We start from the raw sequence: 15,050 nt of genomic DNA, 5'->3' as shown, positions 1-15,050 counted from the left end.
ATAATCCCGCCACGGTTTCGCGAAACACAAAAATGGTGCAATGCGAAATCGTGGAGGAACCCTGTGGACGCATCTCCGATCCATGACATTTTTGTCATAGGCGGCGGCATCAATGGCTGCGGCATCGCCCGCGACGCCGTTGGCCGTGGATTTTCCGTATACCTCGCCGAGATGAACGATCTCGCCAGCGGGACTTCCTCCGGCTCGACTAAACTGATCCATGGCGGGTTGCGCTATCTCGAGTTCTACGAATTCCGGCTGGTGCGCGAAGCGCTGATGGAGCGCGAGGTTCTGTGGAAGAACGCGCCGCATATCATCTGGCCGATGCGCTTCGTGCTGCCCTACGCCAAGGGCCTGCGTCCGGCCTGGCTGATCCGGCTCGGCCTTTTCCTTTACGACCATATCGGCGGGCGCAAGCTGCTGCCGGCGACCAAGACGCTGGACATGGCCACCGATCCGGCCGGCAAGCCGCTGAAGCCGCTGTTCCGCAAGGCGTTCGAATATTCGGACGGCTGGGTCAACGATGCCCGCCTGGTGGCGCTCAATGCCCGCGACGCGGCCGACCGCGGCGCCGTCATCCGCACTCGCACCAAGGTGGTCAGCGCGCGCCGCGAGAGCGCGCTGTGGACGATCAAGATCCAGAACGTGCTGACCGGCGAGACCGAGGAAGTCCGCGCCCGTCTTCTCGTCAACGCCGCCGGGCCCTGGGTGGATCAGGTGCTGGCAAAATCGGTCGGCCAGAACGATGTGCACAATGTTCGGCTGGTGCAGGGCAGCCACATCGTCATCGGCAAGAAGTTCAACGATCCGCGCGCCTATTTCTTTCAGAACAAGGACGGGCGCATCATCTTCGCCATTCCTTACGAGGAAGAGTTCACGCTGATCGGCACCACCGACCGCGACTTTCCGGGCGATCCGCATGAGGTGAAGATCAGCGATGCCGAGATCGACTATCTTTGCGCCGCCGCGAGCGAATATTTCGCCCAGCCGGTCAAGCGTTCGGACATCGTCTGGACCTATTCGGCGGTGCGCCCGCTTTATGACGACGGCGCCTCGAAGGCGCAGGAGGCGACGCGCGACTATGTGCTGAAGGCCGATGGCGGGGAGGGTGCTGCCCCCTTGCTCAACGCCTTCGGCGGCAAGATTACCACGTTCCGCCGGCTGGCGGAATCGATGCTGGAGAAGATCGAAGGCTTTCTCGGCAAGCGCGGCAAGCCATGGACCGCCAACGCGCCGCTGCCCGGCGGCGATTTTCCGGCGACCGGGTTCGACGCGCAGGTATCGAGGCTCAAGAACGCCTATCCGTTCCTCGACCAACGGCTGGCACGCAGGTTGACCCGGCTTTACGGCACGTGCGCGGAGAAGCTGCTTGGCCTCGCCAAGTCGAATGCCGATCTCGGCCGCAATTTCGGTGCGGACCTCTACGAAGCCGAGGTGCGCTACCTGGTCGAGAACGAGTGGGCGATCACCGCCGAGGACGTGCTGTGGCGCAGGACCAAACGCGGCCTGCATTTCAGCCGCGAGCAGACGGCGGCATTGGAAGAATTCATGCGCGGGTTGAGCAGCCGCCATGTCGCCGCGGCGGAATGAGGATCGAGCGGATGCGCAAGGCCTGGGAGGAGGCGTGATGCTGGAACTGAGGAACGTGACGAAGACGGTCGGCGCGCAGGAGCATATCCGCGACGTGTCGCTGACGCTTCAGCACGGCTCGCTGAATGTCCTGCTCGGGCCGACGCTTTCCGGCAAGACCAGCCTGATGCGGCTGATGGCCGGGCTCGACGCGCCAACTTCGGGCTCCGTGTGGTTCGACGGCAAGGACGTCACCGGACAGCCGGTGCAGAAGCGCAACGTCGCCATGGTCTACCAGCAATTCATCAACTATCCGGCGATGACGGTGTACGAGAACATCGCCTCGCCGCTTCGGGTTGCCGGCATCGAACAGGCCAGGATCGACAAGGAGGTCCGCAACGCTGCGGCACTTCTCAAGCTCACGCCCTATCTCGACCGCACGCCGCTCAACCTCTCGGGCGGCCAGCAGCAGCGCACGGCGCTCGCCCGCGCCATCGTCAAGAACGCCAGCCTGGTGCTGCTCGACGAGCCGCTCGCCAATCTCGACTACAAGCTGCGTGAAGAGTTGCGCGCCGAATTGCCGAAGATTTTCGCCGCGGCGGGCACCATCTTCGTCTATGCCACGACCGAGCCGCACGAGGCGCTTTTGCTCGGCGGCAACACGGCAACGCTTTCGGAAGGCCGCGTCACGCAGTTCGGCCCAACCGTCGAGGTGTTCCGCAAGCCGGTCGACCTGGTGACGGCGCGGACCTTCGCCGACCCTCCGCTCAACACCATTGTTCTCGCCAAGAAGGGATCGGATTTCCTTCTCGAAGGCGGCGTCAAGCTGCCGGTGCCGCCGGAACTGCTCGGCATTCCGGATGCCAGCTACACGATCGGCTTCCAGCCGCACCATTTGTCGCTCGAGCGTCCCAACGCCGGCGCCGTGCCGGTGCGGGCCAAGGTCACCATCACCGAGATCACCGGCTCGGAAAGCTTCGTCCATCTCGACTTCGCCGATGCGCGCTGGGTGATGCTCGCGCACGGCATTCTCGATTTCGAGACCGACGACGAGGTCGAGGTGTTCATCGACCCGCGCCACATCATGGTCTTCGACCAGAACGGCCGTGCGGTGACGGCGTCGAAGCTGGCGGCCTGAGGAGGAAGCGATGGCACGCATCGACGTCAACCACATCCGCCACTCCTACCTGACTAATCCAAAGGAGGATTCGGATTTCGCGCTGAAGGAGGTGCATCACACCTTCGAGGACGGCGGCGCCTATGCGCTGCTCGGGCCGTCCGGCTGCGGCAAGACCACCTTGCTCAACATCATCTCGGGGCTGCTCCATCCCTCGCACGGCCAGCTCCTGTTCAACGGCCGGAACGTGACCAATCTGTCGACGCAGGAGCGCAATATCGCCCAGGTGTTCCAATTCCCGGTCATCTACGACACCATGACCGTCTACGACAATCTGGCCTTTCCGCTGCGCAACCGCCGCGTGCCGGAGGCCGATGTCGACCGCAAGGTGCGCGAGACGCTCGACATGATCGATCTCGCCTCGATGGCGAACCGGAAGGCGCGCCGGCTGACCGCCGACCAGAAGCAGAAGATCTCGCTCGGTCGAGGACTGGTGCGCTCGGACGTCAACGCCATCCTGTTTGACGAGCCGCTCACCGTCATCGATCCGCATATGAAATGGGTGCTGCGTTCGCAGCTGAAGCAACTGCATCGCCGCTTCGGCTACACCATGGTCTACGTCACGCACGACCAGACCGAAGCGCTGACTTTCGCCGATCGCGTCGTGGTCATGTATGACGGCGAGATCGTGCAGATCGGCACGCCGGCCGAGCTGTTCGAGCGGCCGCGCCACACCTTCGTCGGCTATTTCATCGGTTCGCCTGGCATGAATGTGCTTCCGGTTGCGCTCGAAGGCAGGACGGCTTTGCTCGGTTCGCAGCGCATCGAACTGCCGGGCGCACCCAAGGCCGAAGCCGGTCTCGTCGAGCTCGGCATCCGTCCCGAGTATGTCCGGCTCGGCCGCGAAGGCATGGCGGTGTCAGTCAGCAAGGTCGAGGATGTTGGCCGCCATAAGGTGGTTCGCGCCAATCTCGAGGGCAAAGAGATCGCCGCCGTCATCGGCGAGGACGATGAAGTGCCGGCCGAACCCCGGGTCCGCTTCGATCCGGCCGGCATCAACATCTATGCCGATTCATGGCGCGTCGAGATGGGGGCGTAGATGGAAAAGACCTGGAACAACAAAGCCTGGTTCCTCGTCCTGCCGGTGTTGGTGCTGGTGGCCTTCTCCGCCGTCATTCCGCTGATGACCGTCGTCAACTATTCGGTGCAGGACACGTTCGGCAACAATGTCTTCTTCTGGGCCGGCACCGAGTGGTTCGAGGAGTTGCTGGCGTCCGACCGCTTCTGGGAAGCGATGGCGCGCAACCTGATCTTCTCCTTCATCATCCTGGCGATCGAGGTGCCGCTCGGCATCTTCATAGCGCTCAACATGCCGAAGAAGGGCTGGGGCGTGCCGGTCTGCCTGGTGCTGATGGCGCTGCCGCTGCTCATCCCATGGAACGTTGTCGGCACGATCTGGCAGGTGTTCGGCCGCAACGACATTGGCCTGCTCGGCTACTACGTCAACGCATTCGGCATCGACTACAACTATGTCCAGGATCCGATCGACGCGTGGGTCACCGTCATCATCATGGACGTCTGGCACTGGACGAGCCTGGTCGTGCTGCTCTGCTATGCCGGCCTGGTTTCAATCCCTGACGCCTTCTACCAGGCGGCCAAGATCGACGGCGCCTCGCGGTGGGCGGTGTTCCGCTACATCCAACTGCCGAAGATGCAGCGCGTGCTGCTGATCGCGGTGCTGCTGCGCTTCATGGACTCCTTCATGATCTATACCGAGCCCTTCGTCGTCACCGGCGGCGGTCCCGGCAATTCGACCACCTTCCTGTCGATCGACCTCGTCAAGATGGCGCTCGGTCAGTTCGATCTCGGTCCGGCGGCGGCCATGTCGCTGGTCTATTTCCTGATCATCCTGTTGTTGTCGTGGGTGTTCTACACCGTGATGACCAACTACGACGCGGAGCGCTGAGATGGCGAGCGCAAACGAGACGACACGCGTAAGCGAAGCGGCGGTCACCGAGGTAGGCAGCACCCTTTCGCAGGACGAGGTGGCGAAGCTGATGCGGCGCCGGGGCGAGGAATCGCGCTGGTGGTGGATTGTGCCGACGCTCTACATCGTCGTGCTGCTGCTGCCGATCTATTGGCTCATCAACATGAGCTTCAAGACCAATGCGGAGATCGTGTCGTCGCTGACGCTGTTCCCGCACAATCCGACGCTGGCAAATTACCGCACCATCTTCACCGATGCGTCCTGGTATTCGGGCTACATCAATTCGATCACCTATGTGGTGATGAACATGGTGATCTCGGTGGCCGTGGCGCTGCCCGCGGCCTACGCCTTCTCGCGCTACCGCTTCCTCGGCGACAAGCACCTGTTCTTCTGGCTGTTGACGAACCGCATGGCGCCGCCGGCGGTGTTTGCCCTGCCGTTCTTCCAGCTCTATTCGGCCTTCGGCCTGATCGACACCCATATCGCCGTGGCGCTGGCGCACTGCCTGTTCAACGTGCCGCTGGCGGTATGGATCCTGGAAGGCTTCATGTCCGGGGTGCCGAAGGAGATCGACGAGACCGCCTATATCGACGGCTATTCCTTCCCGCGCTTCTTCGTAAAGATCTTCATGCCACTGATCGCGAGCGGCATCGGCGTCGCCTGCTTCTTCTGCTTCATGTTCTCTTGGGTGGAGCTTTTGATCGCCCGCACGCTGACGACGACCGACGCCAAGCCGATCGCGGCCACCATGACCCGCACCGTCTCGGCCGCCGGCATGGACTGGGGGCTGCTCGCCGCAGCCGGCGTGCTGACGCTGATCCCCGGCGCGCTGGTGATCTGGTTTGTGCGCAACTATATCGCCAAGGGCTTCGCCCTGGGGAGGGTGTGATCGATGAACCTCGACTTCTCCTGGATGGCGTGGACGTTGCCGACGGCGGCTTTCTTCGGAACCGTATTGCTGCTGCTGTTCGGCATGGCGGCCTGGGAATATGCCTCGCCGGGCGGCAACCCGCGCGTTGGGATCCTGCGCTTCGAAACGACGCGCGGCGACCGCCTCTTCCTGTCGCTGCTCGGCAGCGCCTTTATCCATCTCGCTTGGCTGGGTCTCGTTGGACCCAACCTGTGGTGGGCTCTCGCTCTCTCCGTGGTCTACGCGATCGGCGTATTCCGATACGTATAGAGGGGGAAATAGTTGGAGCGGCCGCGTGCCGGCGGCCGCTCCAGATCGCACTTGCAACCTAAGACTGGAGGAAACACATGCGACGGCAAATTTTTACATCAACGACAGCCATTGCACTATTGCTGGGCGTAGGTAACGCCTATGCCGGTATGGACGAGGCAAAAGCCTTTCTCGACAAGGAGATAGGTGATCTGTCGACGCTTTCGCGCGCCGATCAGGAAAAGGAAATGCAGTGGTTCATCGACGCAGCCAAGCCGTTTGCCGGCATGGACATCAAGGTCGTGTCGGAAACCATCGCCACCCATTCCTATGAATCGCAGGTGCTGGCGCCGGCCTTCTCGGCCATCACTGGCATCAAGGTCACCCACGACACGATCCAGGAAGGTGACGTCGTCGAGAAGATCCAGACCCAGATGCAGACCGGTCAGAACCTCTATGACGGCTGGGTCAACGACTCCGACCTGATCGGCACGCACTGGCGCTACCAGCAGGTGCGCAACCTGACCGACTGGATGGAAGGCGACGGCAAGGACGTCACCAATCCGAATCTCGACCTGAAGGACTTCATCGGCACCTCGTTCACGACGGCGCCCGACAAGAAGCTCTATCAACTGCCGGACCAGCAGTTCGCGAACCTCTACTGGTTCCGCTACGACTGGTTCAACGACGAGAAGAACAAGGCCGACTTCAAGGCCAAGTACGGCTACGACCTCGGCGTTCCCGTCAACTGGTCGGCCTATGAGGACATCGCCGCGTTCTTCACCGGCCGCGAGATCGATGGCAAGAAGGTCTACGGCCACATGGACTACGGCAAGAAGGACCCATCGCTCGGCTGGCGGTTCACCGACGCCTGGCTGTCCATGGCCGGCAACGGCGACAAGGGCATTCCGAACGGCCTGCCGGTCGACGAATGGGGCATCAAGGTCGACGAGAATTCGCGGCCCGTGGGCTCCTGCACCGCGCGCGGCGGCGACACGAATGGTCCGGCTGCCGTCTACTCGATCCAGAAATACCTCGACTGGCTGAAGGCCTACGCTCCGGCCGAAGCGCAGGGCATGACCTTCTCCGAATCCGGCCCGGTTCCGGCGCAGGGTGGGGTGGCCCAGCAGATCTTCTGGTACACTGCTTTCACCGCCTCGATGGTCGACGCCAGCGCCAAGGCGGTGCTGAACGACGACGGCACGCCGAAGTGGCGCATGGCGCCGTCGCCGCACGGCGTCTACTGGAAGGACGGCATGAAGCTCGGCTACCAGGACGTGGGTTCCTGGACGTTGATGAAGTCGACGCCGACCGACCGCGCCAAGGCCGCCTGGCTTTACGCCCAGTTCGTCACCTCAAAGACCGTCGACGTGAAGAAGAGCCATGTCGGCCTGACCTTCATCCGCGAGAGCACGATCCACGACAAGAGCTTCACCGAGCGTGCTCCGAAGCTCGGCGGCCTGATCGAGTTCTACCGATCGCCGGCCCGCGTCCAGTGGTCGCCGACCGGCACCAACGTGCCTGACTATCCGAAGCTCGCTCAGCTCTGGTGGCAGGCGATCGGCGATGCGTCGTCGGGCGCCAAGACCGCGCAGGAAGCGATGGACTCGCTTTGCGCCGAGCAGGAAAAGGTCATGAGCCGCATCGAAAAGTCGGGCGTCCAGGGCGATATCGGCCCGAAGATGGCCGAAGAGCATGATCTCGAATACTGGAACAAGGACGCGGTCTCGAAGGGCAACCTTGCGCCGCAGTTGAAGATCGAGAACGAAAAGGAAAAGCCGATCACCATCAACTACGACGAGTTGGTGAAGAGCTGGCAGCAGCAGTAACTGCATGACGCAGGCCCGCGAGCCTGTGTAGGAAACGCAGGGGAGGCGGCTTGGCCGTCTCCCCTGTTGCATGAGAAGTGGAGGGACGGAATGAGCGGTTTTGTGCTGGCCATCGACCAGGGAACGACCTCGACCAGGGCGATCGTCTTCGACAGCGAAATGAAAGTCGCCGGCACGGGCCAGCAGGAATTCACGCAGCATTATCCGGCTTCCGGCTGGGTCGAGCATGACCCGGAAGACATTTGGGCAAGCGTGCTCGCGACACTGAAGGCGGCGCTGAAGGCTGCCGGTTGCGCAGCATCGGATATGGCCGCGATCGGCATCACCAACCAGCGCGAGACGGTGGTCATCTGGGACAAGGCGACGGGAAAACCGATCCACAACGCGATTGTGTGGCAGGACAGACGAACCGCGCCGCTTTGCCAGAAGCTCAAGAAGCAAGGGCTGGAGAAGACGTTCACGAAAAAGACCGGGCTGCTGCTCGATCCCTATTTCTCCGGCACCAAGATCGCCTGGATGCTGGACAAGGTGAAGGGCGCGAGAAAGCGCGCCGAGAAGGGCGAATTGCTCGCCGGCACGATCGACAGTTTTCTCATCTGGCGCCTGACCGGCGGCAAGGTACACGCCACCGATGCCACCAACGCCTCGCGCACGCTGGTCTACAACATCGAGAAGAATGTCTGGGACGACGAGCTGCTGTCCATCCTGAACATACCGGCCGCGGTCCTGCCGCAGGTGAAGGACTGCGCCGATGATTTCGGTGTCACAGAAAAGAGCCTTTTCGGCGCCGAGATGAGGATTCTCGGGGTCGCCGGCGACCAGCACGCAGCGACCATCGGCCAGGCCTGTTTCGAGCCGGGCATGATGAAGTCCACCTACGGCACCGGCTGCTTCGCGCTGCTGAACACCGGCGCCGATCTGGTGCGCTCGAAGAACCGGCTCTTGACCACCATCGCCTATCGGTTGAACGGCAAGACCACCTATGCGCTGGAGGGCTCGATCTTCATTGCGGGTGCCGCCGTGCAATGGCTGCGCGACGGCATCAAGGTGATCGGCAAGGCCGAGCAGAGCGGCTCGCTGGCGGCGACCGCCGATCCGGCGCAACAAGTCTATCTGGTGCCGGCCTTTGTCGGCCTGGGCGCGCCGCACTGGGACGCGGATGCCCGCGGCGCGATCTTGGGCCTGACGCGCAATTCAGGCCCGGCCGAGTTCGCGCGCGCGGCGCTCGAATCCGTCGCCTTCCAGACGCGGGACCTGCTCGACGCCATGCGCAAGGATTGGAAGGGCGCTTCCGCCAAGACCGTGCTGCGGGTCGACGGCGGCATGGTCGCATCGGATTGGACCATGCAGAGGTTGGCCGACATCCTCGACGCGCCGGTCGATCGGCCGACGATCCTGGAAACGACCGCGCTGGGTGCCGCCTGGCTTGCCGGATCCAAAGCCGGCGTGTGGCCGAAGGCAAAGGAGTTTGCCAAGACCTGGGCGCTCGATAAGCGCTTCAAACCGGATATGGACGCCGCCACCCGTTCCGCCAAGCTGAGTGGCTGGCGCGACGCAGTGCGCAGGACGCTGAGCGTGCAATGAGGCGCGCGGGAGACACGGCAAGGCGAGGGGGCATGAAGCATCCGGATTGGTATCCCGCATGGCGTGACGAGGCTTTCGACCAGTTGAACGCCAAGAACCATCGTTTGGAGGATGAATTCCGCCTCGGCAGCTGGCAGCGCTACGACTATGACTTAACCACCGGAAAACTGCTTTTTTCGGCAGATGGTGTCGTCAAGGTGGTCGCTCACATACAGATTGCCGGCTCTACAAGCGCCAAGGCGGACAACTGGCTATGGGCTTGGGCAAATTCAAATTTGCCGGGCGACCTTCTCAGCGACGCCAAACTGGTTCGGTCATTCGGCGAGGAGAAGGGCATAGACGAACTGGCGCAGGCTTATGTGCTCGACGTGGCCGATGACCTCGAAGCGCTTGGTTGGGGACTGACCGGTGCCATGGTTCGGATTTGCAACGCGCTCGGAGCCTATCGCTCACCGCGAGGGGAAGGCGGGGGCCTGTACCTGATATTGAAAAGCGTCAACTGGGCCAGCTGAACGAACAGAGAGCCCGTGCCTTGCGGCACGGGCTCGGTCAACGACCCTGGATACTGACTGGAGGCTGTCAGTAGGGCGAAACGCACTGCTGACGCGGGCCGTTGTAGGGCTGGAAGGTGTTGTCCGAGGCGCGATAAGACCGATAGCGGTCATAGCACCACTGCACATGCGCATCGCCGCCACGATAGACGCGGTTCTGGCTGTTGATGATGGCGCCGGTAATCAGCGCGCCGGTGGCGAAGGCAGCGAGCGGGAACCAATAATCGCCATGCCGGCGATAGCCGCGGCGATATTCACGGTAGCCGCGATGGCCGTTCCAGTAGACGACGCCGTCCCGACGCGAGAAATCGCGGTTGAAGCTGCGGTGTCGTCTCCAATCCCGATACTGCACGGTCTGGACATCCGACAAGAGACCTTGGGATTGTGGCACATAAGCTGGCTGAGCGTTGACCGGCACCATCTCCGCCGCGATGAACGACGCCGAGAGGGCGGCTGCCATCAGGCCTGATGCGATCCGTTTCATCGATGTACTCCTCAAGGGTTTGGTAATCGTCCCTGTGTTGCAAAACGGGTCTCGGTTGCAATGGTTCCCGCTTCTCGATCAACGTACTGTTATCGTAGGGCTTTCTGAAGCGGCCCGGGTCCGGGTGATCGGCGAAGGCACCGAAAGCTTCTCCCGGGTACCTTAACCGCTCCTTTGGAATCCGTTCAAAATCCGCCTTGGAAGCTGGTGTTTTTCCGGTTGACCGGTCGCGGCACTCTCCCTATGTTCCGCGCAATTTCGAGGGCGGCGTTTTGAGCCCGCGGGAGCGCGTAGCTCAGCCGGTAGAGCAACTGACTTTTAATCAGTAGGTCATGGGTTCGAATCCCATCGCGCTCACCAAATATCCGGGCCATTTCAAAGAGATAAGGTTTCGGCTGCGAAACGGGAGACCGCTTTTCACGCCCCGGCTTAGCTGGGGCTAACTGATTGGCAACGAAAAAGCCCGGCAGCCGAAGCGACCCGACCCGGTGGCATTTGGTCTTCCTGTCTCGTTTCAGGACGGGAATGCTTGGCATCGGCTTTGCACCGCAGACATGGCCGGCTTGATCCCCGGCAGCTCGTCGGGCTTGAAGGCCGTTGTTGGGGGCCTCGCCCGGCGAGTTCTTCCCAAAGTGACCTGCCGGCGCTGCTGCTCTCTCGCTTCGATGTCAGCTCGCGTTGACAATAAGTTGAGGCATCCTTGACGCAGCATCCCGACTAGGCCGCTCAACAGCCTTCCGTGAGTTCTGACTGCCAGGTTCATGCTCGGCATGCGGCTTGCGCGGGCAGGACGGTTGCGCGATGCTGCCGTTGGGGAGTGGTGTCGCAATATCGATTCTGTGGAATCACCACTATGTTCGTTGACTACTATGAGCTGCTCGAGATCAGCCCGAACGCGAATTCGGAAACGATCGAGCGGATATTTCGTTACTTTGCCATGCGCTACCATCCCGACAATCGGGATACCGGCAATGAGTCACGCTTCTCGGAAATCGTAGAAGCCCACAATACGCTCAAAGATCCAGTCAAACGCGCCCAATACGATGTCCAGTATAGAGACCATTTGAGTGTTCGCCGCGAGCTGGCCGAAGAAGCCAGCGATGCCAAAGGGCTTGAACGGGACATTGTCATCCAGGCCAAGCTGCTGTCGCTTCTCTATGTAAAACGTCGACAGGACGTCAACAATCCTGGCATTGGCGATGAAGAGCTCGAACGCTTGTCAGGCTGCCCGCGAGAACATCTGGAATTTCATCTTTGGTATCTGAAGGCAAAGAGCTGGATAGCAAGGATCGAAAACGGGATGTTCGCGATCACCGTAGACGGCATCGATCGCGCCAATTCAGAGCATCGCCGTGAAACCGTCGCAACCAGGCTGCTGGATCATGCAACTTGACGGTGCCCTCTGATACTGCCGGCTGATCGGTTGCTCTTACATTCGCGAATGCTTGTGTTCGAATTCCGCCGGGGCCATGGTTGCCCGGCGAGGAGGAGCGATCCGGTGTGGGCCGGCCGCGCCATGCCTGGTTCCGTGCAACCGGGCAGGTAGCGTCAGGATGGCGGCCCAAGGGGAGGATAAATTGCCCGAGAAGAAGGTGATTGCCGTCAAAGACTGGACTTGCGCCATGAGTGACGAACTCGGCCGCGTGGCCCTGACCGTCAATCCGACAGACGGTGAGCCGATCCTGGTCTTGCTGACGATCTTTCAGGCGGCAAAGATGGGGCGCGAGCTGCAGTCGCCGAAACGCGTTCAGTTTTCCATCTAACTGGGGATCGAGACGTCGGCAAAGGCTGGAGCGGTACCCCAACCTTGTCGCCAGGCGGGGTGGCGGCTAAGGTCGATCCTTCCCGAGGGAGAGCTCGACCATGGCACTTGACCTTTCGGTGGATGCTTCAGCCGCTAAAGCGGCGACGCTGCCTGGCAAATATCTCTTTGGCCCGGTCGCCGATTTCCTCATGCTCGGCGGCAGCGCGTTTCTGATCCTGCCGATCCTGTTCCTGGTGCCGCTCGAATATGAAGGCCTCGTCGCTGCAACCATGGTCGTCGTGGCATATCTGGTCAACTACCCCCACTTCGCCCACTCGTACCAGATTTTCTATCGCAATTTCGGGCGCAAGGTGAGGGGCAACGGATACGAGAAGAGCCTGCAGCTTCGCTACATTTTCGCGGGCATCGTCGTCCCCCTGATCATGGCCGCGTTCTTTGCATATGGCGCGGCAAGGGCGGACACTCAGCTGCTGGGATACGCAGCCAACGCCATGTTCTTCTTCGTCGGTTGGCACTACGTCAAGCAAGGCTACGGCATGCTGATGGTCGACGCCGTCCTGAAGCGTAAATTCTTCGACAATCGTGACAAGAAGGTGCTGCTGGTCAACAGCTATGTCGTGTGGATCCTGGCATGGCTCCAGACGAACACGGCGGTGACCCAAGGGAAATATTACGGCCTGGAATATTACACATTCGCGGTCCCTTCCTGGATAACCAACATTGCCCTGCTAGCGGCCGTCGCCTCGACGGCGGCCACGGTGCTGATGCTGATCAACCGCTGGCACAGAAATGGTCATGCGCTGCCGTATAACGGCATCGTAGCCTATGTCGCGTCGCTCTATCTGTGGATCCTGATTGCGAGGATAAACCCGCTCTGGCTGCTAGTGGTGCCGGCGCTCCACTCGCTGCAGTATCTGGCCGTGGTCTGGCGCTACCAGACGAACGTCGAGCGCGACGTCGCGGATGCCGCACAAAATCCGCAACCGAAGGTACTGTCCTTTCTCGGACCTCTCTACAGGCTTAGGGTTCTGGGATTCATCGTCGGGGGTGGTGCGCTCGGATATCTCGGCTTCTGGCTTATGCCGATGGCGATGACCGCCTTGATCCCCTACGACAAGCAAGTCCTCGGGTCCTCGCTGTTCTTCTTCATCGTGCTGATCTTCATCAACGTGCACCACTATTTTCTGGACAACGTGATGTGGCGCCGCGGCAATCCTGAAGTGTCCAAATATTTGTTCCGCTAACGCTGAAGCCGCAGGTCGGAGCAGCCGGGTTCACGCCACCAGCGACACATTCCCGCCGGCATGGCGCTCGAGGCGTCCGGCGAGGTCGAGCTCCAAGAGCACCATGGCGATCTGCGCGGCGCTCAGGCCTGTGTGGCGGATGATCTCGTCGACCGCGATCGGCGTCGGGCCGAGCGCTTCCAGCACGTCGGCGCGTTCGTCTTCGCCGGGCGGCGGCATTGCCGACAAGTCGGGCGCCTCGGCGAGCGGCATGGTCCTTGGCGGGCGAGTGCCAGCCAGCGGTGCCAGCGCGCCCAGAATGTCGGCCGCTTCGGTGACGAGCGTGGCGCCGTCCTTGAGCAGCGCATTGCTGCCGGCGGCACGCGGGTCGAGCGGCGAGCCCGGAACCGCGAAGACCAGTCGGCCCATCTCGCCGGCCAGCCTGGCGCTGATCAGCGAACCCGAGCGCTGTGCGGCTTCGACCACGACGAGCCCGAGCGCAATGCCGGCGACGAGGCGGTTGCGGCGCGGGAAATCCTGCGCTCGCGGCTGCCAGCCGAAGGGCATTTCCGAAACGATGGCGCCGCCGCGCTCTGCGATGTCGTCGCACAGACCGGCATTTTCCGGCGGGTAGGGCACATCGAGGCCGCCGGCCAGCACTCCGACCGTGCCGGTCGAAAGGCTCCCCTGATGCGCCGCGGTGTCGATGCCGCGTGCGAGGCCGGAGACGATGGCGTAGCCCTCGCGACCGAGGTCGCTCGCCAGCATGCGCGCCATCTTGATGCCGGCGAGCGAGGCGTTGCGGGCGCCGACGATCGCCACCGCAGGGAGACGGAACACCGCGCCTTCACCCTTCACCGCCAACAGCGGCGGCGGGTTGTCCAGGGTCTTCAGCAAAGCGGGATAGTCTGCTTCGCCGATGCCGACGAAGCGGGCGCCGGCGCGCCGGGCCGCTTCCAACTCCGCCTCGGCTTCGCCGGCGGAGGGAATGCGAGCGATGCGGTTGGCGCCGCCCGAGATCATCAGCTCGGGCAGCATTTCGAGCGCGGCTTCGGCCGAGCCGAAGCGGTTGATCAGTTCGCGAAAAGAGGCAGGGCCGACGTTCGGCGTGCGGATCAGGCGAAGCCAGGCAAGCCGCTGCCGCTCGCTGAGGCGCGGGCCGGCGACCGGAGCACTCACCCCTTCGCCCCGATCTTTCCCTCGGTGCCGGCGAGCAGCCGCGAGATGTTGGCGCGGTGCTTGACGAAGACGATCAGGCTCATCAGCGCGAACAGGCCGGCGATCTGAGGCGTGCTGATGAAGTAAAGCGCGATCGGCACGACCACCGTCGCCGCGAGCGCCGCGAGCGAGGAGTAGCGGAACAGGAAGGCCATGGCGAGCCAGACAACGGCGAAGACAACCATGCCCTGCCAGGCAAGCCCGAGCAGCACGCCAAGGTAGGTGGCGACGCCCTTGCCGCCCTTGAATCCTAGCCAGGCCGGAAAGAGATGGCCGAGGAAAGCGCCGAAGCCCGCGAGCAGTCCGAAATCCGGCGAGAAATGTCCGGCGATCAGCACCGCCGCGGTGCCCTTCAGCGCATCGAGCAGCAGCGTCGCAGCGGCGAGCCCCTTGTTGCCGGTCCGCAGCACATTGGTCGCGCCGATGTTGCCTGAACCGATCTGGCGGACATCGCCGAGACCGGCCGCGCGGGTAATCAACAGCCCGAACGGAATCGAGCCGAACAGGTACCCGAAGATCAGTGCGAGCCCGTAACCCATTGTTTCCCCACCTATTTCGTCCGAT

The 15,050-nt window shown here is 62.3% G+C and carries 15 protein-coding genes and 1 tRNA gene; 13 read left to right on the top strand and 3 right to left on the bottom strand.

What is annotated here, in order from left to right; translation table 11 throughout:
- Window positions 1-63 precede the first annotated feature (63 nt).
- The 9 genes from glpD (at window position 64) to CK224_RS01280 (ending at window position 9,757) form a co-directional block, all read left to right on the top strand.
- Window positions 64-1,590 carry a glycerol-3-phosphate dehydrogenase gene (gene glpD / locus CK224_RS01320; protein WP_095777753.1) on the top strand — a complete coding sequence of 509 codons (1,527 nt, stop codon included), beginning with the start codon at window positions 64-66 and terminating at the stop codon, window positions 1,588-1,590.
- 37 nt (window positions 1,591-1,627) lie between these two features.
- A complete protein-coding gene (locus tag CK224_RS01315) occupies window positions 1,628-2,707 on the top strand; it encodes an ABC transporter ATP-binding protein (RefSeq protein WP_095780887.1) in 1,080 nt (359 codons plus the stop codon).
- Between the two features lie 10 nt (window positions 2,708-2,717).
- Window positions 2,718-3,785, top strand: a complete 1,068-nt coding sequence (locus CK224_RS01310) for an ABC transporter ATP-binding protein (RefSeq protein ID WP_095780554.1) — start codon at window positions 2,718-2,720, stop codon at window positions 3,783-3,785.
- Window positions 3,786-4,652, top strand: coding sequence for a sugar ABC transporter permease (locus tag CK224_RS01305; protein WP_066992534.1), 867 nt, complete (start codon window positions 3,786-3,788; stop codon window positions 4,650-4,652).
- A gap of 1 nt (window position 4,653) precedes the next feature.
- Window positions 4,654-5,562 (top strand): carbohydrate ABC transporter permease, encoded by a 909-nt coding sequence (locus CK224_RS01300; protein ID WP_066992537.1) that lies wholly within the window; start codon window positions 4,654-4,656, stop codon window positions 5,560-5,562.
- Between the two features lie 3 nt (window positions 5,563-5,565).
- On the top strand, window positions 5,566-5,853 hold the full coding sequence (locus CK224_RS01295; protein ID WP_095780553.1) for a DUF2160 domain-containing protein: 288 nt from the start codon (window positions 5,566-5,568) through the stop codon (window positions 5,851-5,853).
- A gap of 77 nt (window positions 5,854-5,930) precedes the next feature.
- A complete protein-coding gene (locus tag CK224_RS01290) occupies window positions 5,931-7,661 on the top strand; it encodes an ABC transporter substrate-binding protein (protein ID WP_066992542.1) in 1,731 nt (576 codons plus the stop codon).
- Between the two features lie 90 nt (window positions 7,662-7,751).
- Window positions 7,752-9,245, top strand: coding sequence for a glycerol kinase GlpK (gene glpK, locus CK224_RS01285; RefSeq protein WP_095780552.1), 1,494 nt, complete (start codon window positions 7,752-7,754; stop codon window positions 9,243-9,245).
- Window positions 9,246-9,277: 32 nt separating this feature from the next.
- Window positions 9,278-9,757: a DUF6882 domain-containing protein gene (locus CK224_RS01280; protein ID WP_067319793.1), complete on the top strand. Its 480-nt coding sequence runs from the start codon at window positions 9,278-9,280 to the stop codon at window positions 9,755-9,757.
- A 67-nt stretch (window positions 9,758-9,824) separates the two neighbouring features.
- Here CK224_RS01280 and CK224_RS01275 read toward each other — a convergent pair whose 3' ends face one another.
- Window positions 9,825-10,280 (bottom strand): BA14K family protein, encoded by a 456-nt coding sequence (locus tag CK224_RS01275; protein ID WP_095780551.1) that lies wholly within the window; start codon window positions 10,278-10,280, stop codon window positions 9,825-9,827.
- A gap of 284 nt (window positions 10,281-10,564) precedes the next feature.
- Between CK224_RS01275 and CK224_RS01270 the strand changes: the two genes are divergently transcribed.
- The 4 genes from CK224_RS01270 to CK224_RS01255 all read left to right on the top strand — a co-directional run bounded on the left by CK224_RS01270 (window position 10,565) and on the right by CK224_RS01255 (window position 13,289).
- A tRNA-Lys gene (locus tag CK224_RS01270) sits at window positions 10,565-10,640 on the top strand.
- Window positions 10,641-11,133: 493 nt separating this feature from the next.
- Complete coding sequence (locus CK224_RS01265; protein WP_095780550.1) at window positions 11,134-11,673, top strand: J domain-containing protein; 540 nt, start codon at window positions 11,134-11,136, stop codon at window positions 11,671-11,673.
- 184 nt (window positions 11,674-11,857) lie between these two features.
- On the top strand, window positions 11,858-12,043 hold the full coding sequence (locus tag CK224_RS01260; RefSeq protein ID WP_066992556.1) for a hypothetical protein: 186 nt from the start codon (window positions 11,858-11,860) through the stop codon (window positions 12,041-12,043).
- Window positions 12,044-12,143: 100 nt separating this feature from the next.
- A complete protein-coding gene (locus tag CK224_RS01255; protein WP_095777747.1) occupies window positions 12,144-13,289 on the top strand; it encodes a hypothetical protein in 1,146 nt (381 codons plus the stop codon).
- Window positions 13,290-13,319: 30 nt separating this feature from the next.
- On the opposite strand, the gene dprA is transcribed toward CK224_RS01255, so the two are convergent.
- Together dprA and plsY are read right to left on the bottom strand one after the other, a co-directional pair.
- The gene (dprA, locus tag CK224_RS01250; protein WP_066992563.1) at window positions 13,320-14,447 is read right to left on the bottom strand and encodes a DNA-processing protein DprA; all 1,128 of its coding nucleotides are present in this window, start codon (window positions 14,445-14,447) and stop codon (window positions 13,320-13,322) included.
- On the bottom strand, window positions 14,444-15,025 hold the full coding sequence (plsY, locus tag CK224_RS01245) for a glycerol-3-phosphate 1-O-acyltransferase PlsY (RefSeq protein WP_095780549.1): 582 nt from the start codon (window positions 15,023-15,025) through the stop codon (window positions 14,444-14,446). The genes dprA and plsY overlap by 4 nt, the downstream gene beginning before the upstream one ends.
- Between the last annotated feature and the right edge of the window lie 25 nt (window positions 15,026-15,050).

Source organism: Mesorhizobium sp. WSM3862, from assembly GCF_002294985.1.
GTDB lineage: Bacteria > Pseudomonadota > Alphaproteobacteria > Rhizobiales > Rhizobiaceae > Mesorhizobium.
The sequence above is the reverse complement of the archived record's forward strand: the minus strand, read 5'-3'. Positions and strand labels throughout refer to the sequence as shown.

Excerpts from the sequence above, each read along its gene's own strand:
- CK224_RS01315 (WP_095780887.1), top strand. The coding sequence starts at position 1,628 with ATGCTGGAACTGAGGAACGTGACGAAGACGGTCGGCGCGCAGGAGCAT.
- CK224_RS01310 (WP_095780554.1), top strand. The coding sequence starts at position 2,718 with ATGGCACGCATCGACGTCAACCACATCCGCCACTCCTACCTGACTAAT.
- CK224_RS01305 (WP_066992534.1), top strand. The coding sequence starts at position 3,786 with ATGGAAAAGACCTGGAACAACAAAGCCTGGTTCCTCGTCCTGCCGGTG.
- CK224_RS01300 (WP_066992537.1), top strand. The coding sequence starts at position 4,654 with ATGGCGAGCGCAAACGAGACGACACGCGTAAGCGAAGCGGCGGTCACC.
- CK224_RS01295 (WP_095780553.1), top strand. The coding sequence starts at position 5,566 with ATGAACCTCGACTTCTCCTGGATGGCGTGGACGTTGCCGACGGCGGCT.
- CK224_RS01290 (WP_066992542.1), top strand. The coding sequence starts at position 5,931 with ATGCGACGGCAAATTTTTACATCAACGACAGCCATTGCACTATTGCTG.
- glpK (WP_095780552.1), top strand. The coding sequence starts at position 7,752 with ATGAGCGGTTTTGTGCTGGCCATCGACCAGGGAACGACCTCGACCAGG.
- CK224_RS01280 (WP_067319793.1), top strand. The coding sequence starts at position 9,278 with ATGAAGCATCCGGATTGGTATCCCGCATGGCGTGACGAGGCTTTCGAC.
- CK224_RS01275 (WP_095780551.1), bottom strand. The coding sequence starts at position 10,280 with ATGAAACGGATCGCATCAGGCCTGATGGCAGCCGCCCTCTCGGCGTCG.
- CK224_RS01265 (WP_095780550.1), top strand. The coding sequence starts at position 11,134 with ATGTTCGTTGACTACTATGAGCTGCTCGAGATCAGCCCGAACGCGAAT.
- CK224_RS01255 (WP_095777747.1), top strand. The coding sequence starts at position 12,144 with ATGGCACTTGACCTTTCGGTGGATGCTTCAGCCGCTAAAGCGGCGACG.
- plsY (WP_095780549.1), bottom strand. The coding sequence starts at position 15,025 with ATGGGTTACGGGCTCGCACTGATCTTCGGGTACCTGTTCGGCTCGATT.